The sequence below is a fragment of the Hymenobacter sp. BT18 genome (genome assembly GCF_012273015.1).
Classification (GTDB): Bacteria; Bacteroidota; Bacteroidia; order Cytophagales; family Hymenobacteraceae; genus Hymenobacter; species Hymenobacter lutimineralis.
The window spans coordinates 1423999-1446090 of the sequence record NZ_CP050954.1; the positions used below are offsets into that span (position 1 = coordinate 1423999).

Annotated in this window: 15 protein-coding genes and 1 pseudogene; 3 read left to right on the plus strand and 13 right to left on the minus strand. The window is 56.8% G+C overall.

The features are described 5' to 3' along the window. Nucleotides 1-16: 16 nt before the first annotated feature. From HER32_RS05865 to lon, 6 genes and pseudogenes are all read right to left on the minus strand, one after another. Nucleotides 17-3163: a SusC/RagA family TonB-linked outer membrane protein gene (locus HER32_RS05865; protein WP_168681180.1), complete on the minus strand. Its 3147-nt coding sequence runs from the start codon at nucleotides 3161-3163 to the stop codon at nucleotides 17-19. A gap of 1346 nt (nucleotides 3164-4509) precedes the next feature. Beyond that, a pseudogene (locus HER32_RS05875) lies at nucleotides 4510-5277 on the minus strand (IS5 family transposase); the annotation flags it as partial. A gap of 2 nt (nucleotides 5278-5279) precedes the next feature. Beyond that, the gene (locus tag HER32_RS05880) at nucleotides 5280-5456 is read right to left on the minus strand and encodes a hypothetical protein (protein ID WP_168681185.1); all 177 of its coding nucleotides are present in this window, start codon (nucleotides 5454-5456) and stop codon (nucleotides 5280-5282) included. A 563-nt stretch (nucleotides 5457-6019) separates the two neighbouring features. Then, nucleotides 6020-7429: an ATP-dependent protease ATPase subunit HslU gene (gene hslU / locus HER32_RS05885; protein WP_168681187.1), complete on the minus strand. Its 1410-nt coding sequence runs from the start codon at nucleotides 7427-7429 to the stop codon at nucleotides 6020-6022. Between the two features lie 98 nt (nucleotides 7430-7527). Beyond that, a complete protein-coding gene (porQ, locus tag HER32_RS05890) occupies nucleotides 7528-8595 on the minus strand; it encodes a type IX secretion system protein PorQ (RefSeq protein WP_168681189.1) in 1068 nt (355 codons plus the stop codon). Between the two features lie 147 nt (nucleotides 8596-8742). Beyond that, nucleotides 8743-11247 carry an endopeptidase La gene (lon, locus tag HER32_RS05895; protein ID WP_168681191.1) on the minus strand — a complete coding sequence of 835 codons (2505 nt, stop codon included), beginning with the start codon at nucleotides 11245-11247 and terminating at the stop codon, nucleotides 8743-8745. A 258-nt stretch (nucleotides 11248-11505) separates the two neighbouring features. On the opposite strand from lon, the gene HER32_RS05900 reads away from it, so the two are divergent. Continuing rightward, nucleotides 11506-13509 carry an OmpA family protein gene (locus tag HER32_RS05900; RefSeq protein ID WP_149071298.1) on the plus strand — a complete coding sequence of 668 codons (2004 nt, stop codon included), beginning with the start codon at nucleotides 11506-11508 and terminating at the stop codon, nucleotides 13507-13509. Between the two features lie 234 nt (nucleotides 13510-13743). Here HER32_RS05900 and HER32_RS05905 read toward each other — a convergent pair whose 3' ends face one another. The 3 genes from HER32_RS05905 to HER32_RS05915 all read right to left on the minus strand — a co-directional run bounded on the left by HER32_RS05905 (nucleotide 13744) and on the right by HER32_RS05915 (nucleotide 16992). After that, nucleotides 13744-14244 (minus strand): DUF6702 family protein, encoded by a 501-nt coding sequence (locus HER32_RS05905; RefSeq protein ID WP_149071297.1) that lies wholly within the window; start codon nucleotides 14242-14244, stop codon nucleotides 13744-13746. Nucleotides 14245-14376: 132 nt separating this feature from the next. After that, nucleotides 14377-15687: an RIP metalloprotease RseP gene (gene rseP / locus HER32_RS05910; protein ID WP_149071296.1), complete on the minus strand. Its 1311-nt coding sequence runs from the start codon at nucleotides 15685-15687 to the stop codon at nucleotides 14377-14379. A gap of 138 nt (nucleotides 15688-15825) precedes the next feature. Beyond that, nucleotides 15826-16992, minus strand: a complete 1167-nt coding sequence (locus tag HER32_RS05915) for a 1-deoxy-D-xylulose-5-phosphate reductoisomerase (protein WP_168681193.1) — start codon at nucleotides 16990-16992, stop codon at nucleotides 15826-15828. A 149-nt stretch (nucleotides 16993-17141) separates the two neighbouring features. On the opposite strand from HER32_RS05915, the gene HER32_RS05920 reads away from it, so the two are divergent. Then, entirely contained in the window at nucleotides 17142-17633 is a 492-nt protein-coding gene (locus tag HER32_RS05920) for a hypothetical protein (protein WP_168681195.1), read from the plus strand. A 54-nt stretch (nucleotides 17634-17687) separates the two neighbouring features. Here HER32_RS05920 and HER32_RS05925 read toward each other — a convergent pair whose 3' ends face one another. From HER32_RS05925 to HER32_RS05935, 3 genes are read right to left on the minus strand one after another with little or no spacing between them, the layout of a single operon-like run. Further along, a complete protein-coding gene (locus tag HER32_RS05925) occupies nucleotides 17688-18374 on the minus strand; it encodes a hypothetical protein (RefSeq protein ID WP_168681197.1) in 687 nt (228 codons plus the stop codon). Between the two features lie 4 nt (nucleotides 18375-18378). Further along, a complete protein-coding gene (locus HER32_RS05930; RefSeq protein WP_168681199.1) occupies nucleotides 18379-18831 on the minus strand; it encodes a 3-oxoacyl-ACP synthase in 453 nt (150 codons plus the stop codon). Nucleotides 18832-18879: 48 nt separating this feature from the next. Beyond that, nucleotides 18880-19248 (minus strand): hypothetical protein, encoded by a 369-nt coding sequence (locus tag HER32_RS05935; protein WP_168681201.1) that lies wholly within the window; start codon nucleotides 19246-19248, stop codon nucleotides 18880-18882. A gap of 163 nt (nucleotides 19249-19411) precedes the next feature. On the opposite strand from HER32_RS05935, the gene HER32_RS05940 reads away from it, so the two are divergent. Beyond that, nucleotides 19412-21586, plus strand: coding sequence for a response regulator (locus HER32_RS05940; protein ID WP_168681203.1), 2175 nt, complete (start codon nucleotides 19412-19414; stop codon nucleotides 21584-21586). A gap of 16 nt (nucleotides 21587-21602) precedes the next feature. On the opposite strand, the gene HER32_RS05945 is transcribed toward HER32_RS05940, so the two are convergent. Further along, nucleotides 21603-22028, minus strand: a complete 426-nt coding sequence (locus HER32_RS05945) for a LytR/AlgR family response regulator transcription factor (protein WP_168681205.1) — start codon at nucleotides 22026-22028, stop codon at nucleotides 21603-21605. Nucleotides 22029-22092 lie beyond the last annotated feature (64 nt).

The window sequence follows — 22092 nt, forward strand, 5'->3', positions numbered from 1 at the left end:
GAACTACAAAGCTACCTTAGAAGGTAACCTTCAAGTTAGCACCGAAGCTCCGAGTGGAAGGTGAACCCGTAAAATCAAACCCCTGCACGTTGCCGTTGCCGAAGTTATTAGATTCAGGGTCAACGTACGTGTTTTCCTTGGCCGTCCACAAGTATAGGTTACGACCCGTTACGCCTAAGGAAAGCGAACCGAAAGGAGTCTTGTTTAGCCATTTAGTGGGAATGCTATATGACAAGCTAGCCTCACGGAACTTCACGTAAGAGGCGTCGATAATAGCAGTACCAGTCGGAGCCTGTCCCCAATAGTCATAAACAGCTACTGGAGTTGTATTGGGAGCGTAAGAACCATCACCTAGTTGAACTACGCTATTAGGTACAACGAAAGGTTGACGGTTATTATACAGCGTCAACGGGTCGGTTCCTACAAACCACTGGATGTCGCGCGTACGAGAGTACATTTCGCCGCCTTGCTTGGTGTCAAACACTAACGACAGGTTAGCGCCTTTGAAAGAGAAGCTGGTGTTCAGACCAGCCAAGAAGTCAGGGTTGATGTTGCCACGAACTACCTGTTGGGCCGAGTTGATTGGCAGACCAGTTGCTTCTGCAACGATAATTTTACCATCAGGTGCATACTCATAATAGGTTGCTTCCAAGTCACCGTAGGGACGACCTTTGGTAGCAGTTAAGCTAGTACCACCCAAACCACCAATGATGATCTTGTTTGTTCCTTCGAACAGATCAACAACTTCGTTTTTGTTTTTAGTGAAGTTAACTGACACATCCCAGGTGAAGTCACCAACTTTTACAGGAGTAGCTCCTAACAACAATTCTATACCACGGTTACGTAACTCACCAGCGTTAATCACCCGAGAAGTGAAACCTGAAGCAGATGAAATCGGAACGGAGAAAATCTGGTTGGTTGAACGAGCATCGTAATACGTTGCATCAAACGTCAGGCGGTTATTAAAGAATCGGAATTCCGTACCGAATTCGAGTGACTTGGTAATTTCCGGCTTCAAATTTGGATTTCCAATTTGGTTCCCAACTTGGAAAGCAGGGATGCCATTGAGCGGGAACTGCAGGTCTTGACCAGGGAAGCCATCACCAGGATTCGTCGTTGTGAAAACAGAAGCCGTTTGATAAGGAGCAGCATCGTTACCAGCCTGTGCATACGCGGCCCGTAACTTACCATAGTTAAAGAACGCGTTATCCTGCATCCCTAGGGCCTCTGTGAATACAAAACCTGCGTTAACGCCGGGGTAGAAGAAGGAATTATTGCCTGTTGGCAGTGTAGAAGACCAGTCATTACGACCAGTAACGCCCAAGAACAGATAGTCGCGGAAAGACAAATCAGCCGTAGCGTATACACCCATTAGACGGCGCAGGAACCGGCCACCGTTTTCAGTGAAGCTATATAGGCCGCGGTTGTTATCAAAAGACTGAAAGTCATTTGAAATTACGTTCGTTGTCTCAAAGCCAATTGGGTTCAAGCGGCGCTGGTTTACGTTGTGGCCTGCCAGAACGTTCAAGTTCAGATCAGGGGTCAGGTCCTTATTATAAGAAGCAACAAGATCAGAGTTCAATTCCTGATAAGCATATTGTGCTTCCGCATACCGGCCAGTGCTGGAAGCACCCGAGTTCTGGCCTACAGGCTGGCGACGACCAGAGAACTGCTGACGACGGTCACTGTAGACGTCGGTACCCAAACGGTAAGTAACCTTAAACCGATCAGAGATATCATAACCCAGCTGAAAGTTACCGAAGATACGGTCCACTTCATTGCGGTAGAAGTCTGTATCTAAGATCTGCCATGGGTTTGTGGTATAAGCTCCGTAATATCCATTCAGCGTGTTAAACTTGTTGTTTAGGTCTTTAAGTTCCAGCAAGTTAATATCACGCGGAGTCTGGATGATTTGGTCATATACAGAAGCACCTTGGCCTGTTACGGCTAAGTCACCACCCGAACGAGTGTAAGTCAGGTTAGCACTAGACGTAATCTTATTCGTAAGCTTTGATTCGCCGCTAACTTTTACAGAAGTACGTTGATACTGCGTCGTGGGCGTAATGCCCTTCTGATTGGTATTGGACAGCGAAAGCAGGTAATTAGATTTCTCATTACCGCCACCAACGGATATTGAGTTGGTGTAGGTTTTACCTGTATCAAAAAAGTCTTTTACGTTGTCAGGCTGCGCCACATATGGCTTCACACGCTGCTGACCATCAATAACTTGACCCCAGATCCGAACTTGACCATCGAAGCGAGGGCCCCAGCTCCAGTTTTCTCGGGTATCAGGTTGATTAACGCTTGTTCCTTGACCGAACTCATTCTGAAAGTCTGGGAGTTTGAGAATGTTTTCCAGCGTGTACGACGTAGTATACGTTACCTCTGCTTTCTTACCACGCTTAGCAGCACCACGACCTGACTTTGTCGTAATAACGATGGCACCGTTAGCAGCACGAGTGCCATAAAGTGCGGTAGCTGCTGGGCCTTTGAGAATGTTAACAGACTCCACATCGTCGGGGTTAACGTCGTTAGCACGGTTACCGGCATCAACACCGTTATTAAGATTATCCCCTGAACCGAAAGCATCATTGCTGATTGGGATACCATCTACTACGTACAATGGTTGGTTGTTACCTAACAGCGATTTGTTGCCACGAATAACAACACGCGTTGAGCTACCTACTCCACCTGAAGCGTTGGAGATTTGCACACCAGCTACTTTACCTTGTAATGAGTTAAGAACACTTCGGTCACGTCCCTGAGTAACCTGCTCAGCTGATATGGTAGTGGTTGAATAGCCTAGTGCCTTTTTCTCACGCTCAACGCCGAGAGCAGTTACTACTACTTCGTTCAACTGCTTAGTATCAACTTCAAGCGCAACGTCAATAGTAGAGCTATTGCCGATAACTCGCTCAATGTTACGATAGCCTACAAAGCTGAACTGCAATGTAGTAGCAGTACTTGGAATGCTTAAACTATATGTTCCATCAGAGTTAGTGGAAGCACCCACAGTGGTGCCTTTTACAAGTACCGTTACCCCCGGCAAGCCCTGATTATTTTCCCTGTCGGTGACCCGACCGGAAACTGTTCGCTCCTGACCAACGGCTTGCTGCAACAAGACCGTAAGGAATAGGAAGCTCAGTAATAAGAGTTTTTTCATTACAGAAAAGTGTGGTGAGTGAAAAGAAATCGGGCAAAAAAAGTAAAATTGATTGCTACAAGTATACATACAAAGTAGCGTTAAACAAGCCTGTAGCTTGGACAATCATTGGATATTGTCTTCGAGAGTATGTAAAATATAAACAAACTGAACAATAATGATTATATCTATATAACAGTTTTTTATTGGCAGAATGCCTTTAGTGTTAGGCTGACCAATGATATACTGTGTAATACATCAAGACTCTATAGCTTAGGGTAATTTAACTAAGCCGGACATTTTTCGGATGTGATTTTATGGTGGGTCTCGAAGTGATTAAGAGTATGTTTGTGAATTAGGTAAGAGACAAATAAGAGCGAGTTAGTAAGTTGCAGGGAGAGTTCTTAGGCTCCTTCCGACTTATGGTTGACGGCTATTAACCCCTTACTGACTCGTAATGTCAAGTCATTGAGTGCTGCTGCCCATGTAACGGCGCCGACGCTCGTGTTTGCGCCACGTGTTCCACGCGCTGCCCTACGTGTGTCGCACAGGCTGCTAGTAGCGTGCGCTGCCCCCACAGTTTCCGCCCTGGATGGCAGTCTAATATATACTTCTACCGCCGGCAACGTCTGGGCCTGTGGCAGCAACTGAGTACAATGGTCAACGCTTTGGATCGGGTCGCGCACGACCGCCAGCCTATCCCGGCGCTGGCTTGACTGGACAGTCAGAGTGTCAAGTTGGCCCGCGCATCTATAAACACCGCAGCTTGAATGCATACAAGCTTATCAACGGCCGCAAACGCCATATCATAGTCGATTCGGACGGCGTATTTGAGCCGCTCATGTGCACGCGGCCCACGGCATGACAGCACCGGCGCGCTGGCCCTGCTGCTATAGCGCCCCTAGCAGGCACGGCGCCTACAGCTGGTGCTCATCAATGCGACCTATCGCGGGCGCTTTGCCCAGCACCTCCTTGACTTGGGCCTGACGCAACAGATCAGTACTTGGCCGCCCACGCAATGTAACTTCGTGCCGATGGCGCGGCGCTGGGTCACCGAGCGCACCTTCGCTTGGCTGGCCTGCTTTCGCCGCATCGTAAGAGATTACGAATTCACTCCCACTAGCCATGTCGCCTAGTTACTGATTGCAAACCTTACCATGTGCCTCAATCGAATGTAAATCCCCAAACACGCTCTAAGTGATTGATAGCGGAGGGCGAAGTAGCAGCTTTGTAGTGAGCAATGTAGTGGCTGAGTTAAAGTCGTGCTTCCTGCGGATTGGAGAAGCTGCCGCCGTCGAGCATTTTGGCCTTGAGCCGGCTCCAGAAGGACTCGCCCTGCGCGGCCCTGTGCTAGAGAGTGTGGACAGTCAGCGCATCCAATCGAGGGCAGCCAGCAGATGCGCCAGGGCCAAAAAGGAGGAAGCGGTTTTCTCGTAGCGGGTAGCGAAACCGCGCGCTTCTTTGAGGCGGCCGAAGAACCGTTCGGCTTTGTTGCGGTCGGCGTACAGGTTGGGGTCGTGGTGGCGCGGGTGTTTGCGCAGGGTTCTGGCCGGAATGACCGGCGTGGCCCCGCACGCGGCCACGGCGGCCAGCACCGCGTTGGTGTCGTACGCCCGGTCGGCCACCACCGCGCCGGGCGCTTGGGGCAGGCAGGCCAGCAGCCCGGGCAGTTGCGTGCAATCGGCTTGCTGGCCGGGCGTGAGCACCAGGCGCAGGCAGTTGCCCAGCGCGTCCACGACGGCGTGCACCTTCGTGGACAAGCCGCCGCGGCTGCGGCCTAGCGCTTCCGTCGCGGCGTCGCTTTTTTTTGCCCGGCCGCTGCTTTGTGCGCCTTGACCGTGGTCGAATCCACCAGCACCCAGGCGTAGTCCGGTTCCTGTACGGCACCGAACAAGGCCTGCCACACGCCCGCTTTGGCCCAGCGGCGGAAGCGCCGCGCTACCGTGTTCCACGGCCCGAACCGCTCGGGCAGGTCGCGCCAACTGCAGCCCGTGCGCACGCGGTACACCACTGCGTTGACGAATTGCCGGTTGTCGCGGCCCGTGCCCCCACTGGTGCCCGGCTGGCCCAACGTGTGTGGTTCGACCAATTTCCATTCTCGCTCGGTTAACTCGTGGCGGCGCAACATGCCGCAAAGCTAGCCCCACTGTCCACACTCTCTAGGTGAGTCGGCCCGGCAGAGCGCTTTGTTGACCAAGTCTTCGGGCATCATTTCGCGCACGTCCCAGCTGACGGCCTTGCGTGAGTAGGCATCTTGATAGCTGCCCAGGTAGAGCCAGCTGCCCTGCTTGGACAAGCAGGTGATGTTCTTCACCCAGCTTGATTAGGGGCAGTGGGGCGTGCTCCCAAGCAGGTGCTAGTTGCCCACGCCGCTGCCGCTAGCCGTATTCATTGCTCGGGGCAACCTACAGCACCGCACACAGTTCCCGTACTGATACACCATGGCGGTGCCGCTCAATGAAGCGGTAGCGGCTCACAACATCTCGCGGTTAAGTCTGCGCCTATCGCAGGCAACTGACCAAGGCTATTTTTAGGATATCTCATTCATGCTGCACCCGCTGCAACTCGGCGCACAAGGTCCACATCTCGAGGTCGCGTGCCAGTTCTTCACTGCCTAACTCTACGGCCACCTAATGCGCTTGTCGGCGATAGAACCAGCTGCTCGCTGATGTCTAGTTGCCGCATAACGACCCGAGCAGAGTGGTTTTCGCTAGCCAGACGTAAGGCTTCGGCCTTCAATGCGTCATCTTACTTGCGTCGTTTATCCGGCTTGTTTACGTGTAGAGTTGTTGCCATGATAAAAGAAGATTACACTCGTATTCTGTCGTGCATCATCAGACCACCTTAGCTATTGCTGACAGAGACATTTGCTAATGATCACAAAATATACTGACTCAAATCCCGGTTACGGATCATGCCTTGTAGGCGTTCATCTACCAGCTCGCGGGTGATGAGAATCCGGGCGTTGGGACCAATCCGGTCGGGCACATCAAACAGAATGTCATTTAGAAGGCGGCTCATCACGGTGTGCAAGCGGCGGGCACCGATGTTTTCCACATCGGTATTCACATCGAAGGCTATTTCAGCCAGACGCTCCAGGGCACTATCGTCGAAGCTGAGGGCTACTTCCTCAGCTTGGAGCAGGGCTTCGTATTGCTTGGTCAGCGCATTCTTGGGGTCTTTGAGGATGCGGTAGAAGTCATCCTTGGTGAGGCTTTGCAGCTCTACCCGGATAGGAAAACGCCCTTGCAGCTCCGGAATCAGGTCACTGGGCTTGGCCACGTGAAAGGCCCCGGCCGCAATGAATAGAATGTGGTCAGTGTTTATGACGCCGTATTTGGTGCTGACGGCCGAGCCTTCCACGATGGGTAGCAGGTCGCGCTGCACGCCTTCCCGGCTCACGTCGGGCCCGCCCCCGCCCTTACCGCTACGGCTGGCTACCTTATCAATTTCATCGATGAAGATGATGCCCGCATTTTCGGCCAGGCGGATAGCCTCGTCTTTTACTTCGTCCATGTCGATGAGTTTGGCAGCCTCTTCATCGAGCAGAATTTTGCGCGCCTCGGCAATGGTGACTTTGCGCTTGCGCGTTTTCTTGGGCAGCATAGAGCCCAGCATATCCTGCAGGCCAGCCATGGAGGCTTCGTCGATGCCCGCGGGGCCGCCTACAACTCCCAAGCCAGCGGTGGCGTTCTGCTGCACCTGGATTTCGATTTTTCGGTCGTCCAACTCCCCCGCACGAATTTTCTCCCGGAACCGTTCCCGCGTCCGCTCATTCAGTTCCTGATCTGAGTCGGGCATTACGGTGGGGTCGGTGGGGTTGCCAAAGCCGGGGGTGCGGTTTAAGCCTATTCCACTTACCGGGGGAATCAGCGCATCCAGGATAACGTCTTCCACAGCCTGGGCAGCCTGGGATTTAACGGCTTCCTTGCGGCGCTGCTTCACCATGTTTACCGACTGCTCTACCAGGTCGCGCACCATGCTTTCCACATCGCGGCCCACGTAGCCTACTTCCGTGAACTTGGAAGCTTCTACTTTGGTGAAGGGCGCATCGGCAATGCTGGCCAAACGGCGGGCAATTTCGGTTTTGCCAACGCCCGTGGAGCCGATCATGAGGATATTGTTGGGCACAATTTCGCGCTGCATATCCAGCGGAGCGTGGAGTCGGCGCCAACGGTTGCGCAAGGCAATGGCGACATGGCGCTTGGCATCGTGCTGACCGATGATGTACTTATCGAGTTCGGCCACAATCTGGACCGGGGTAAGAAAACTAGTGGCGTCGAGCATATAAGGGCAGAGAAAAACAGTCGAAAGGAAGAGTGTGGGCAACACCTAAGGGTTGCCCGGCGCTCGGGGCAGCCTACGAAAAAAACAGCCCGGACGGACTAAAGAGCAGGGTCCTTTTGAAAAATGGACGCGAGGCTCCGGGAGATGGTAAAGTAGTTGCTGGCCCCGCTGGCGTGGTAGTAGGCCCGAGTGTAATCGAGCTGGAACTGGCTGAGGCGGAACGTGAGGCCAAAACTCAGCCCGGCACCGGCCGAGCTGTTATCCAGGCGAAGCTCACGGCGGCGCAGGTGGTTGTAGCCGATGCGCACGTTGAAATTCTTACTCAGAATCAGTTCTCCACCCACCACAAAGTGCCGCGCAATTTTGTCGCCCACTGACTTTTTAGGCTTTTTTTCCTCGTTGTTTTCATCCAGGGTACCGCGCTGGGTAGAGTCGAGGTATACAATATCGAACTGCTGCAGGTTGTGCGCGGTGATGGACATGCGCAGGGGCATGTGCTCGGGCTTGATGGAAGCTCCAATCTGCACATCCAAGGGCATAGGTTCCCGGTCGGAGCCGGTGTAAGGCTTGAACTGGTACCCCAGGTTCTTCACCACCAGTCCCACGGTAAAGTCCTTCTCCGGGTGTTTGAATAGCCCGCCGGCATCGAGCAAGGCCCCCAGCGCATGATTGCCAGCAATGCCCGACACGGCCAGCTTGGCCGTGCCCGCCATAGTAAACGGGCCCGTAGTGACGGACTTGGTAACGCCCAGGGCGTACTCATTCACTGAGAACTCGCCCAGTGGATTGCCGGCGGCGTCAAACTGGTCAAACCGACCGTAGTTCAAATACGTCAGACCAAAGCCCAGCCGCCCCAGCCGGTCGGAATTGTGCACGTAGGTGGCGGTGCTCTGCTTGATGTCCGACAGATAGTCGATGTACGTGAGGGAGAGGCGACCATCCATCTGCTCGTTCAGCAGGGCGGGGTTACCGTAGAGCATGGTCACATCCGCGTCGCGGGAGGACACGTTGGCACTGCCCAGCCCCGCCAGCTTGGCGCTGGGCGGCAGGGTCAGGAACGAGAAAGCGCGCTGCCCACCCAGCTGAGCCATAGCTGCCGGGCCGGTTAGCAGCAACCCCAGCAGCCCGCTGCCAAACCCTATCCAAATGCGTAGCGCGTGCCTCATCTACTTACTCTTAGCTGTTTGTTGTCAGTTGTTCGGCGCTGATTTGTAGCAGCCCGCAGCCTTCCGTTGTTGGTCTGCTGCTCACTTCCTACCGAAAGCTACCACTCCCTGCCGAACAACTGACAAATAACAACGAACAACAAACGCTTATTGTACTTCTACACTGGGCGCGGGCAGCGGTAGCGCCTCGTCGCGCACTATTAACTTCATAGGGTGCGCCACTTTCTCCGCCAGCAAGGCCACGCGCAGCACATCATCCACCCGGTCGGCGTAGTGGATGGTAAGGTCCTTGAGGTACTCCGCCGGAATTTCGTCGATGTCCTTGCGGTTTTTGTGGCAGAGGATAATGTCGCGCACCCCGGCGCGCTTGGCGGCCAGAATCTTTTCCTTGATACCGCCTACCGGCAGCACCTTGCCGCGCAGGGTAATTTCGCCCGTCATGGCCAGGTGGCTGCGGATTTTGCGCTGGGTGAACACCGACGCAATGCTGGTGAAGATGGCAATACCCGCGCTAGGACCATCCTTGGGCACGGCGCCCTCGGGGAAGTGAATGTGCAAGTCGTACTGGTCGAAGAGGCGGTAGTCGATATCCAGCTCCTCGGCCCGGCTGCGCAGGTAGCTGAGCGCCGTCACGGCCGATTCCTTCATCACGTCGCCGAGTTGCCCACTGAGAGTGAGTTTACCGCGTCCCCGGCTAAGCAGGCTTTCGATGAACAGGATGTCGCCACCCACTGAAGTCCAGGCTAGGCCTGTTACTACACCAGCCGTTTCGTTGTCCTGGTACTGGTCGCGGTCGAAAATGGCCGCGCCCAGAATGCGGGTAATGTCTTTGGGCTCCAGGGTAGCGGGGTAGGCTTCCTTCATGGCCTTGCTCTTGGCCACGTTGCGCACCACGCCGCCCAGTTTCCGCTCCAGGCTGCGCACCCCCGACTCGCGGGTGTAATCATCAATCACGCGCTGCAGGGCCGGCGTGCTGATGCTGACGTCCTTCAAACCCAGGCCGTGCTCGTGCAGGAGCTTGGGCCAGAGGTGCTTTTTGGCAATCTGGGTTTTCTCCTCCAAGGTATAGCCCGTCAGGTCGATGATTTCCATCCGGTCGCGCAGAGCGGGGTGAATGGTATCCAGGGAGTTAGCGGTGGCAATGAACAACACCTTGGAGAGGTCGTACTCGACTTCCAGGTAATTGTCGGTGAACGTGGCGTTCTGCTCAGGGTCGAGCACCTCCAAGAGTGCCGACTGCGGGTCACCGCGGAAGTCGGAAGCCAGCTTGTCGATTTCGTCGAGCACGATGACCGGATTGGAAACGCCAGCCTTCTTGATCTGGGAGATGATGCGGCCGGGCATAGCGCCCACGTAGGTTTTGCGATGCCCCCGGATTTCGGCCTCATCACGTACCCCACCCAGGCTCATGCGCACGTACTTGCGGCCCAGCGCTGCGGCTACCGAGCGGCCCAAGCTGGTTTTGCCCACGCCGGGCGGACCATACAGGCACAGAATGGGCGCTTTCAGGTCGTTCTTAAGCTTCAGCACCGCTAGGTACTCAATGATGCGCGCCTTCACCTTCTCCATGCCGTAGTGGTCCTGGTCGAGGATTTTCTGGGTGCGCTTGAGGTTGAAGTTATCTTTGGTGTACTCGGCCCAGGGCAGGTCCAGCAGAAACTCCACGTAGTTGAGGCTTACGGGGTACTCGGCGGCCTGCGGGTTGATGCGGCTGAGCTTGTCGATTTCCTTGGTGAAGTGCTTGGCTACGGCTTCCGACCATTGCTTGGTTTTGGCCCGCTGCCGCAGCTTTTCCACTTCTTGGTCGGGGCCGTCGAAGCCCAGCTCGTCCTGCAGCACCTTGATCTGCTGCCGCAGGAAGTAGTCCCGCTGCTGCTGGTCGATGTCGGTGTGTACCTTGGTTTGGATTTCGCGCTTGATTTCCAGAAGCTGAATTTCCTTTAGCATCAGCTCCAGGAGCTGGGTACCACGCTGCACCCCATCGGAGGTTTCCAGTAGCTGCTGCTTTACTCCCACCTCCACGTTGATGTTGGAAGAAAGGAAGTGCGTCAGGAACGACGGCGAGTCGATGTTGTCGACGGCCACCTGCGCTTCCTGGGGCACTTCGGGGTTGAGCTTCATCATCTTGGTAGCCGCATCCTTCAGCGACGCCACCAGCGCTTTTACTTCCTTGGTGCTTTTATTCGGAAACGAATCGGCCAGGTACTGTACCCGGGCCGTGAGGTAGGGCGTTTCCTGCAGCTGCTCTTCTATCTGAAACCGCGACTGGCCCTGAATGATGATGGTGGTGTTGCCATCAGGCAGCACCAGCAGTTTCAGGATCTTGGCCATGGTACCTACCTGATACAAATCCTGCAGGCTGGGGTCGTCGCTCTGCCCGTTTTTCTGGGCTACCACACCCACAATCTTATTTCCCCGGTACGCCTTGCGCACCAGCCGAATGCTTTTCTTGCGCGTGACGGTAACGGGCAGCACCACGCCGGGAAACAGTACCGTATTGCGCACCGGCAGCAGCGGCAGGGAGGCCGGCGCCTCATCAGCGGAAATTGGCTGATCGGCATCCGGAACGGTAATGGTAACTACTTCGGCCGGATCGGCGGCCGCCAGCAGTACGCGGGCGAAGGCAACAGGTGAGGAAGAATCGTGACTCATAGAGAAAGAAGTACCGCTGCGGTGTCAGATTGGCAGGAAGAAAACCATACCTACACCCGCAGCGAACGGAAGCTACTGAATATACCGGATTGACAACTGCTGTGCCACGGCTGCGCGTTGTCATTTTCCAGGGAAAAAATCTGGCAGGGCGGCCCGCAACCGATTGAGGCAGCGCCCACGTGAGAAACGTAGAAATTCTCCTATTTTTGAACCTACCAAGCTCCACTCAGAGCAGCGGTTCGCCGGTACAGTATTTTTATGTCTCGAATTATTGCTTTTGCGTGGCTACTGCTTACGTTGGTAAGCCTGGCGTTGGGGGCCAACGCCCAAGGAAACCTGCGGCAGCGCCCGCTAAAACCCCGGCAAGTGCGCCAGCTCCGGCTGCGTCCCGACGGCACTCCGGAGTTTCTGAACGTAAACCGCCTCCCCTACTTTTACAATAAGAAAGCCCTTAAAGCCATTCAGCAGGCTGAAAAGCGCCACAACTATGCCCAGGCTCGTACCCTGCTGGAGCAATACGTAGCCCAGTTTGGCATCGAGAATTTCTACCGCGACACCAACATGCTCTGGCGCCTGGGCCAGTTGTGCGAACGAGCCAACCAGGAAGAAAAAGCCAAGGCCTACTACCGCTTAGCCCTGAAGCACCACCGCCAGGACGTGCGCAAGGTCCAGCTGTACTATGACTCCCTGGAGCAGAAAGACACCGATTTGTACGTCCCGCTTAAGGAGTACTACGCCTTGGTGGAGTACCGGAAAAACATTGCCACCTTTCGCCCGCCCAAGGGCGTGTACACCAGCATGGGCTCGGCCGTGAACTCCGACGCACCGGATTATGGCCCTGCCATTACGGCCGATGCCGACCTGCTGATTTTCTCCTCCAAGCGCAAGGTGCGCGGGCTCTATAGCATCGTCGACGAAGACCTGTACCTGTCGCGGCGCGAGGGCGAATCCTGGACGGACGCCGAGCCCCTGCCCAAACCCATCAATTCCCAATACAACGAAGGCTCGGCCTGCCTGAGCAAGGATGGCAAAACCCTGTACTTTGCCCGCTGCGAGTGCCTGGAGTGCAACGGCAACTGCGACCTGTATGTGGCCAAGCTAGGGGCTAATGGCGAATGGAGCGTACCGAAAAGCCTAGGCGCACAGGTCAACTCCAAAGCCTGGGACTCCCAGCCCACCCTTTCACCCGGGGAGGACACCCTGTATTTCGCCTCCGACCGGCTCGGGGGCTTTGGCATGTCGGATATCTGGTTTACCCACAAGCTGAAAAACGGAGAATGGTCGGCGGCCCAGAACATGGGCCCCATTGTAAACACCCGCGAAAGTGAGGTAAGTCCGTTTTACCACCCGCTCTACCACGTCCTGTACTTCAGCTCGCGGGGGCAGCTGCTCAATTTCGGCGACTTCGATATTTACAAAACCTACCGGGTACGGGGCCGCTGGCAGGAGCCCAAAAACATCGGCCCCTTGGTCAATGGCAAAGGCTCGGAGTATTACTTCACCATCGACGGGGACTCCAAAAACCTGTACTACGCCCGCTCCGAAGAAAAAACCCTCAAAAACCTCGACCTCTACTCCTTCCCGCTGCCCATGGAAGCCCAGCCCCTGGCCACCACGCACGTAGAAGGCACGCTGCTGGATTCCGTATCCAGCAAGCCGCTCAACGGGATTGTGAGTGTTATCGACACGGATAATGGCATTGAAGTCGCCAGCAAATACCTCCGGGATGACGGCTCGTTTGACTTCGACCTGATTGAAGGCTCCCACTACGTGCTGCTCATTCAGAGCCCCGACTTTTTTAGCGTGGAAAAGCAGCTGGAGCTGAAAGGCGACACCGTGATGAAGCTCATGACGAACTCCATCGACTACGGGCTGCCCCTGATTTTTAAGAACATTGAGTTCGACCAGGACAAAGCCAGCATCCGGGCCAGTATGCATCCCGTGCTGGACCGCATTGCCCTGTTCATGGTTGACCACCCCGACTTCCGCCTCAGCATAGAAGGGCATACCGACTCGCGGGGCAACCCCGAGTTCAACGAAAAACTTTCCCAGGACCGGGCCGAGGCCATCCGGCGCTACATCGAGCAGAAAGGGAAGCTCAAGCCCAACCGTATCGATAGTATGGGCTACGGCAGTACCAAGCCCCTCAAGGATGAAGTAACTGAGGAAGATGCCCGCACCAACCGCCGCGTAGAGTTCCGGATTATTAAGCCCGAAGGTGCTGGCGGCGCGAAGGATGCCGGGGCCGGCTCCGGGTGGTAATGGCTCTGGCCTCACCCCCGGCCCCTCTCCCGTGGAGAGGGGAGCCAGCCGCGCTGCCCTGCCCATGCGGCTTCTTCGGCTAGCGCCTCCGAAGTCGCTACCACAAATAAAATTGTTTGTATGCGACAACGCCTCGGCTTATCAGCCGAGGCGTTGTTTCGTTTGAGGTCGGCTAGCCCCCCTCTCCCGTGGAGAGGGGTCGAGGGTGAGGCCATCGGGGCCGGGGTGAGGCCATTACCAGCTGAGCGTCTTACTTTCCTCTCCGCCGCGAAACAAAGTGCTTTGTTTTTGCCCACCAGCTTCCAGATTCACAATGTTCATCTGGTCGTCGAATTCTGCCAGCAGCAGCTGGTGGTGCAGCACCAGGCTACGCACTGGCTGGGCCGGCAGCTTGATGGTGACGTAAAGCCAGTGGGCATCACCTTCGCGCTGCATGCCCAGGTAGGTGAGCGGTAACGTTTCGCCGGGCTTGGTGCCGAAGTGCAACGTACGCTTGAGGTAAGCCGCCGTCAGCGGGTTGGTTTGGGCCGCGGGCATATCCGCCAGGCTGATGGACCGGGGCTGACCGGCGGACAGCGCCTTCTCGAAGTCATCGGTAAAGACTTTCAGAGCAATTTCCAGCTGCTGCTTTTGCACGTTGTAGCGCACGTCCATCAGGCTGGTATGGTAGGCGTGGGCAAAAGCGGCCATGCTGCACAAGAGCAAGCCGAAGAGGAATAGCAGAGGACGACGCATATACTCAAGAAACGTAAAAACTCCCCGCCGGAACTGCTCACTCCGTGGGGCCTGGCTGAACGGCTGCCGTTCAACAATCAGACCACGGAACGAAGTTTCAGTTGCCGCGGGGAGTTTTATAAAGACGCAGTCTTAAAACAAAGACTTAATCAGGTCGTTGAAAATCACAAACACCATCAAACTCAGAATCATGGCCATGCCCACCTTTTGGGCATTCTCCAGAAACTTATCCGACGGCTTGCGGCCCGAAATCATTTCGTAGGTCAGGAACATCACGTGGCCGCCATCCAGGGCCGGAATAGGCAACAGGTTCATGAAGGCCAGCACCATGGAGAGCATGCCCGTCAGGGTCCAGAACTTCAGCCAGTCGAAGGTGGCGCCGTACTGCTGGGCAATGGCCATGGGGCCACCCAACGACTTGCGGGCCGAAGCCTCCCCGCGGAAGATCTTACCAAAAGCCTTTATCTGGGTGGTGATAATGCCAAACGCCTGTTTGGTACCCGCCGGCACCGACTCGACCAAGCTATACTTGCGCGTGGCGTACTGCAGCAGAGACTTGGGCCGGAAGCCTACTTTCCCGTCTTCATCTACGTTTACTTTCAGCGCCACCGTCTGACCACCGCGCTCCACCAGCAACGGGGTTTCTTTGCCGGCGTTGTCCTTCAGGGCCTGCTGTAGCTCCGGGAAGAACTGAATAGGCTTACCAGCTACCTGGGCTATCCGGTCGCCGGCTTTCAGGCCGGCCTTGGAAGCCGGCTGCCCGGGCACCACTTCGGCTACCACAAACGGGTCGAGCGGGGCCACGAACAAGGACTGATCCTGGTCGGAGAGGCGGTCCATGAAGTTATTGGGCACCGGCACGTCAATCAGCTGGTTGCCGCGCTCCACAGTGTAGTAGCTGCCCGAGCCCAGCACCACCTCGGGGCTGTACACGTCGTTGAACTCGGTGAACGGGCGGCCGTTGATTTTTACAATCTTGTCGCCGGTGCGGAAGCCGATTTCCTGGCCCAACTTGTTGGGCACAATGCCATAGCGCACCTCGGAGGCGGGCAGGTAGCTTTCCCCGTAGAGGTAGGTGATAAACGTAAAAATCAGAATGCCCGTGAGCACGTTCACGATGATGCCGCCGAGCATCACAATAAGGCGCTGCCAGGCGGGCTTGGCGCGAAACTCGTAGGGCTTCGGCTCTTCTTTCAGGGCTTCGGTGTCGAGCGACTCGTCCACCATGCCCGTGATTTTTACGAAGCCGCCCAGGGGAATAGCGCCCAGCATATACTCGGTTTCGCCAATCTGTTTCCCAAAAATCTTGGGCGGAAAGCCAATGGAGAATTTCTCCACCCGCATTCCAAACCATTTGGCCGTCAGCATGTGCCCGAGTTCGTGCACGCCTACCAAAATCGTCAGCCCCAAAATGAGCTGGCCGGCCATTACCAAAATATCCATTCAGTTGTGTGTTGTCAGTTAGGTAGTGTCTTGTTGGCAGTTGTGGTTGCCAGCCAGGCGGTTTTAATGGTACAGTTGGCGTTGCCAGGGCAGAAAGTCTTCAGCGAAGCTTAGCCATTTTCCGCCCGCCGTGCGCAGCTAAAACCGAACCAGTTCCTGGGCGACGCGCCGCGTTTCGGCGTCGGTTTGCACGTAGTCGTCCAGCGTAGGAGCAGCAAGGTACGAAACCCGCGCGAGGCTCGATTCCACCACTTCCGACATTTCCAGAAACCCGATCTTATCCTGCAGGAAAGCGGCTACGGCCACTTCGTTGGCGGCATTGAGCACGCAGGGGGCGTTGCCCGCCTGCCGCATGGCCTCAAACGCCAGGGCCAGGTTGCGGAACGTGCTGGTATCGGCCGGCTCGAAAGTCAGCTGGGGGAAATCCAGGAAGCGGAAGCGCGGGAAGCTGTTGGGCAGGCGCTGCGGGTAGCCCAATGCGTACTGGATGGGCAGCTTCATATCGGGCAGGCCCAGCTGGGCTTTCAGGGAGCCATCCTCAAACTGCACCAGGGAGTGAATGATGCTCTGCGGATGCACTACTACCTCAATCTGGTCGTTGCGCAGCCCAAACAGCCATTTCGCCTCTATTACCTCCAGCCCCTTGTTCATCAGCGAAGCGGAGTCAATGGTGATTTTGGCGCCCATATCCCAATTAGGATGCTTGAGAGCTTGGGCCTTCGTGACCTGGGCCAGCGCAGCCCGGTCGCGCCCCCGGAAGGGCCCACCCGAAGCCGTCAGCACAATTTTCTCAATGGGATTTTGCTCCTCCCCTACCAGGCACTGGAAAATGGCCGAGTGCTCGGAGTCGACGGGCAGGAGCTGCACGCCGTGTTGCTTTACCAGCTCCGTAATCAGCTGTCCGGCCACCACCAGGGTTTCTTTGTTGGCCAGGGCTATGTTTTTGCCGGCCTGAATGGCGCGCACCGTGGGCAGCAGCCCGGCGTAGCCCACCATAGCCGTCAGCACCACGTCGGCGTCGGAGCGGCCGGCTACCTCGGCCAGCGCAGCGGCGCCCGTCAGCACTTCGGTTTCGGGCTGGGAGGCCAAGGCGGCCTGCACCGCCGGATATTTCCGCTCATCCCCGATAACTACGGCCGCGGGCCGGAACTCGCGCGCTTGAGCAACGAGCAGCTCGGCATTGGACTGCGCCGACAAGGCCGTGACGGTGAAGCGGCCGGGCTGGGCCCGGAGCACCTCCAGGGCCTGCGTGCCAATGGAACCAGTAGACCCAAGCAGGGTAACGCGTTTGGGAGAGAAAGACATGGGAATTCGGAAAAAGACGCGGGGCGCGAAGAGGCAAAAGTACGGGGAAGTTTCCCGCACTGCCACCGCTGGCCGGATTTGGCCCCCGGGCATACAAGGCGGGTGGCCCTACAAGCCGTACTTTTGCCTCTGCCGCATCCCCTATCCCTATGAGTAGCCCTGCTTCCGAATCCCAGCTTTCCGCCTTCGATAAAGCCCGCAATGGCCTCTGGCTTAGTTTGCAAAAGCACCTTGAGACGGTATATGCCGCCGAAAAAAGCTTCCGCGTCGCCGTGCCGCGCACCGACGAACTGCCTTTTTCGGCAGCCCAGATAGAGCCCCAGCTGCTGTTTGAGTACCAGCAGCAACGCGCCCTGTTGCGCGACCTGTACCTGGACGAAACCACTCAGCTCGACAGCTTGGTGAAAGCCGTGCGCCAGAAAAGCTACCAGGAAGACGAGAAAAAGCTGCTCTGGCTGATGATCTTGGGCTACATGGACCTGGCCCACACGGTCTTTGCCCTGCTGGATACGCACCGTCCCAGCCGCCAGGAACCTGATGAAGAACTGACCGATACCACGGCCCGCTTCGAGCGGATTCGCAATTTCATCCGCCTCAACATCCGGGGCATTGCCGGGCTGCTGCCCAAGCTGGGCGGGTGAGGAGTTCGGTTTTCGTTGCTCGTTGTCAGATTTGAAACGAGCAAAGAAAACCGGCTATTTCTGCAATGACTCAGTCTTGGTTCGCTGATAAGTGCGCTGGCTTGCCTGCCGGAATTTGTCGTGCGCTACCGTGAAGAACGTCACGATAGAGTCGATTTCGGTGGTAACGGATACGCTATCCTCTGCTCCCACTGCAGTCTGTAGCGTAGTGATCTGGAATAGGGCTGGCGTTGCAAACTGCCCGTAGGCTTCCGAAATTCCTCCTCCATCGGCCGCGAAATGCGCCACCACCTGCTGCCCGACAAGCTGATGGTTGGTATTGTACACCAAGCGGAGCAATTGGAATAAATACTCGCCGTCGTCGTGAAGCACCGTTATTTCCTGGCGGGCGGGCGTGTTTTCCTGCAGGGAGTAGAAATAGTAGGGTGCCTGCAGCTGCTCGGTGGCGGGGCGGGGCCGGAGTTGCAGGTAGCGCCCCTCCTGGGCGGGCGTAAGCTTGCGTAGCTTTTCGGTCCCCAGATTAAATCCACCGTCTTCCCCGGTGCGGTAAACGACGCGAAACGTATCCAGCCGGGGCACGGTAAACCACGCTGGATCCAGAAAATCATCGGGTTGAACGCGCACAACGGCCAGGGCGGCAGCCCCTGAGTCGGCGGAAGCAGCCGCGGCCTTCTCTTCTGGCTGCTCCGTTTGCGTGCAGGCCAGACACACGGCTGCCAGGGCGTAGCTTAATTTCTGCATCGGCCTACTGGATACTTAAAATAGTAACTGGTTTACCATTGAAGCTCACCTGCCCGCCGGCCCGCTGCCCCGCCAGCGCCAGGGCTACCGGCGCCGAAGCCGACACGGCAAAGTACTCCTGCTCATCCACTACCAGCTTGCCCGCGCTGATACCCACGTAAAAGTGTCCCAGGCTGGTATGTACCAGCGCGCCGGGCCGCACCGTGTCGCAGGGCAGCTCGGGGTTGATGCGCTGCAGCTCGCCCAGCAGCTGGCGGGCCTGCTGCAACTGCACAGCATTCCGGTCCCGCTCGTTCTGGGCCATGGCGCGGCCGGTTTCGTACTTGTCGCCGGCGCTGCTCTTGGTTTCGGAGTTGGCCGATTCCTGTGCCGCCTGAATGGCCGCTTGGCAGGCGTCGATGCGCTCCTGCACATAGACCAGGCAGAGATGGTGAAGGTGGGGCTTTGAAGATATCATATAGAAAATTCAGGCGCTGACCTCATAATCAGCTATGCAGCCATTGCGCTATGGCAAACGGCGCTTCATGATAAAGGAATAGAAAGGGGCTCCTCCACCATATTGGTTCATTCCATGAATTGCGGCCGAACCATTCACCAACTCAAACCCCTGCGCATTGAGCTTTTCTACTTCCGCTAACACGGGTGCTAGATCATAGCGTATCTCGTTCTTATCCTTTTGGTACTCCCGTTCGACGCTCGGCTTGGAGCCAACAGTTACACTCAGATAGTTATTCCTACCAGACTGGAATACACTGATTACCGCGTACTCCTCGGTGCGCCCTGCAGCACTCAGCTGCTTCTGGTCTACAAAAGAAAATAAACCGAAGGCAAATGACAGACTTACCAAGGCTACTACTAGGTTCTTTTTCATCATGGGGCAAGTAATAAATGAATGTTTAGGTTCTGGCTTATGGGTTAGGTAGTAGGTATATCGTGTCGCTATGTTCACTGAGCTTTCCTGCCCTTATCCCCTTTCCCTCCGCTAACATTTCAGCCGCCGCCGCTCAAGTTGCAGCAAATTATCTTATCCTTACGCTATGCCCGCCCCCGATTTCCTGGCTCTCCAGCTGCTCTCCCAAAGCCCCCACCCTATTCTGCGTCTCTCGGCCGACGGCAAGGTGCAGTACGCCAATCCGGCGGCGGAAAAGCTCCTGCTGTTGGTCCCTAAACAGCAAGTGCAGCACTGGGCAATCTTACCGGCAGGCACAGCCCCCGATGTGTTGCTGCCTGGGCAAACGTACCAGGTGATGGTGGTAGCCGACGAAGCCGCCCGCACCCTCTACTTCACCCCCACGGCCACCCAACAGCTGACGGAGCAGCGCGCTTTTTTCGAAACTATCTTCCACCACTTACCCACGGGCGTGGCCATCTTCGACGCCCAACACCGGTTTCAGTACGTGAACCCGGCTTCCATTCGCAGCCCGGAAGTGCGGGAGTGGATTATCGGCAAAGACAACTTTGAGTACTGCCTTTACCGCAACCGCCCCACGGCTATGGCCGAAGAGCGGGCCCGGCAGTTTGAGCGCGCCGTGCAAACCCGGGCCGAGGCTACCTGGGAGGAAACCATGCAGAGCCCCAATGGACCGCGGCACTGGCTGCGCATCTACCACCCGGTATTTGGGGCCGATGGAGAGCTGCGCATGATTGTGGGCTCCAGCGCCGATATCACGGACCGCTACCTGGCCGAGCAGGAAACGCAACGCGCCAAGCAGGCGGCCGAAGCCGCCGTGCGGGCCCGGGAAACGTTTCTGGCAAATATGAGCCACGAAATCCGGACGCCCCTGAACGGGGTGCTGGGCATGACGGGCCTGCTGGCGCGCACGGAGCTTAGCCCCCAGCAGCAGGAGTACGTGAGCATCATCCGCAACTCGGGCACGCACTTGCTTTCGGTCCTGAACGACGTGCTGGACGTAGCCAAGATTACGTCCGGCAAGCTGGAGCTGGAGCACATTCCCTTCGACCTGAGCAGCGTCATCCGCATGGCCACCCAAACACAGGTGTTTCGGGCCACGGAGAAGGGCATTGGGTTTGTGCTGGAGCCGCTGGACTTGCCCGCCCTGCCCGTCCTTGGCGACCCGCACCGCCTCAGCCAAGTGCTGCTCAATCTGCTCAGCAATGCCATCAAGTTTACCCAGCAGGGGGAAGTCCGCCTGCTGGCTCGGTGCCAGGCTGAAACCCCGGAGGCCCTGACCGTTCATTTTCGGGTGAGCGACACGGGCATTGGCGTGCCCGCGGCCAAGCAGGAAGCCATATTTGCCAGCTTCTCGCAGGCCTACGCCGATACTACCCGCAATTTTGGGGGCACCGGGCTGGGCCTTACCATCTGCAGCAACCTGGTGGAGCAGCTGGGGGGCAACCTGGTGCTGTGCAGCGTGCCGGGTGAAGGCAGTACGTTCAGCTTCACGCTATCTTTCCCCAAAGCCGCTACCGATGTGGGCGCAAGGGAGCCGTCGGCGGCCCTGGTCAGCGCGGAGCAGGTACGGGGCTGGCGGGTGCTGCTGGTAGAAGACCACGACGTGAACCGGCTGTTGGCCCAACTGGTGCTGGAGCAATATGGCGTGCAGGTAGATGCGGCCGTCAGCGGGGCGGCGGCTCTCACGCTGTTTGAGCAGCGGCACTACCAGTGCATTCTGATGGATATTCAGATGCCCGACATGAGCGGCCTCGATGTGACGGCCGCCATGCGTCGGCACCCGGAGGTGGCCCGGGCCCGCACGCCCATCATTGCCTTCACGGCCAACGCCTTCCGGGCTGATACCGAAAAATACCTGGCGGCTGGCATGGACGACTGCGTAGCCAAGCCCTTCGACGAGGCAGAGCTGCTGCGCAAGATGCTGGCCCTGCACCAGAAAGCAACCAGCCCCAGTCTTTTCGATTTGGAGCAGCTGCGGCAGATGGCCCACGGCAGCCCTACCTTTGTGGCCCGGATTCTGGATGCCTTCCTGCAACAAACGCCCGCGGTGCTTACCCAGCTGCAGGCCGCCGCCGCCCAGTCCGATTGGTTCGTCGTGAGCCGCTGCACGCATAAGCTCAAGCCTTCCCTGAAGCTGCTGCAAAGCGCCGCTCTGCTTAATACTATTGCGGTGGTGGAAGATGCCGCAGCGGCGCCCGAGCAACGGTTTACGGCCGTACAGGAGCTTTCTTCCCAGCTGCCTACTCTATTGGGACAAGTACAGGCCCACGTGCACACAACTGCCGCTTCGCCTAAATAACTTTTAGCAGGTCACCTTAGCAGAGTGGCTCGCCCGACGCCGCGTGCAGGCGCTCGGCCACGCGCTGCAGGGCCTGCAGGAACCGCTCGTACGTGAAAGGCTTCACCAAGTAGTCGGCTACGCGGAGCTCAAAGGCTTCCCAAGCGAAGTTCTCGTGGGCCGTCGTCAGGATAACCTGGGGCGGGGCGGGCAGCAGGCGCAGCATATCCAGCCCACTTAGCTCGGGCATCTCCACGTCCAGGAATAAAATATCTACCCGCGGCCCGGCACTAAAAAAGTCCAGCCCCTGCATACTGCCCGTGAGCGTAGCCACAAGCTGCAACGACCCATCCAGCTGGATATAATGCGCCAGTGTCAGGCAATTGATTTCATCATCATCCAGAATAGCACAGGTTAGCCCTTGCACAGATGGAACCAAGCCGGATAAATCAGCAGCACTCATAGAAAACTAACAGAAAAGCAAATGAATCGTGCCACTGGCTCCCTCCTACGAGGCCGCGCCGGGA

Excerpts from the sequence above, each read along its gene's own strand:
- HER32_RS05945 (WP_168681205.1), bottom strand. The coding sequence starts at position 22,028 with ATGAGTGCTGCTGATTTATCCGGCTTGGTTCCATCTGTGCAAGGGCTA.
- HER32_RS05930 (WP_168681199.1), bottom strand. The coding sequence starts at position 18,831 with ATGATATCTTCAAAGCCCCACCTTCACCATCTCTGCCTGGTCTATGTG.
- HER32_RS05905 (WP_149071297.1), bottom strand. The coding sequence starts at position 14,244 with ATGCGTCGTCCTCTGCTATTCCTCTTCGGCTTGCTCTTGTGCAGCATG.
- rseP (WP_149071296.1), bottom strand. The coding sequence starts at position 15,687 with ATGGATATTTTGGTAATGGCCGGCCAGCTCATTTTGGGGCTGACGATT.
- HER32_RS05940 (WP_168681203.1), top strand. The coding sequence starts at position 19,412 with ATGCCCGCCCCCGATTTCCTGGCTCTCCAGCTGCTCTCCCAAAGCCCC.
- HER32_RS05935 (WP_168681201.1), bottom strand. The coding sequence starts at position 19,248 with ATGATGAAAAAGAACCTAGTAGTAGCCTTGGTAAGTCTGTCATTTGCC.
- HER32_RS05865 (WP_168681180.1), bottom strand. The coding sequence starts at position 3,163 with ATGAAAAAACTCTTATTACTGAGCTTCCTATTCCTTACGGTCTTGTTG.
- HER32_RS05915 (WP_168681193.1), bottom strand. The coding sequence starts at position 16,992 with ATGTCTTTCTCTCCCAAACGCGTTACCCTGCTTGGGTCTACTGGTTCC.
- hslU (WP_168681187.1), bottom strand. The coding sequence starts at position 7,429 with ATGCTCGACGCCACTAGTTTTCTTACCCCGGTCCAGATTGTGGCCGAA.
- porQ (WP_168681189.1), bottom strand. The coding sequence starts at position 8,595 with ATGAGGCACGCGCTACGCATTTGGATAGGGTTTGGCAGCGGGCTGCTG.
- HER32_RS05900 (WP_149071298.1), top strand. The coding sequence starts at position 11,506 with ATGTCTCGAATTATTGCTTTTGCGTGGCTACTGCTTACGTTGGTAAGC.
- HER32_RS05920 (WP_168681195.1), top strand. The coding sequence starts at position 17,142 with ATGAGTAGCCCTGCTTCCGAATCCCAGCTTTCCGCCTTCGATAAAGCC.
- lon (WP_168681191.1), bottom strand. The coding sequence starts at position 11,247 with ATGAGTCACGATTCTTCCTCACCTGTTGCCTTCGCCCGCGTACTGCTG.
- HER32_RS05925 (WP_168681197.1), bottom strand. The coding sequence starts at position 18,374 with ATGCAGAAATTAAGCTACGCCCTGGCAGCCGTGTGTCTGGCCTGCACG.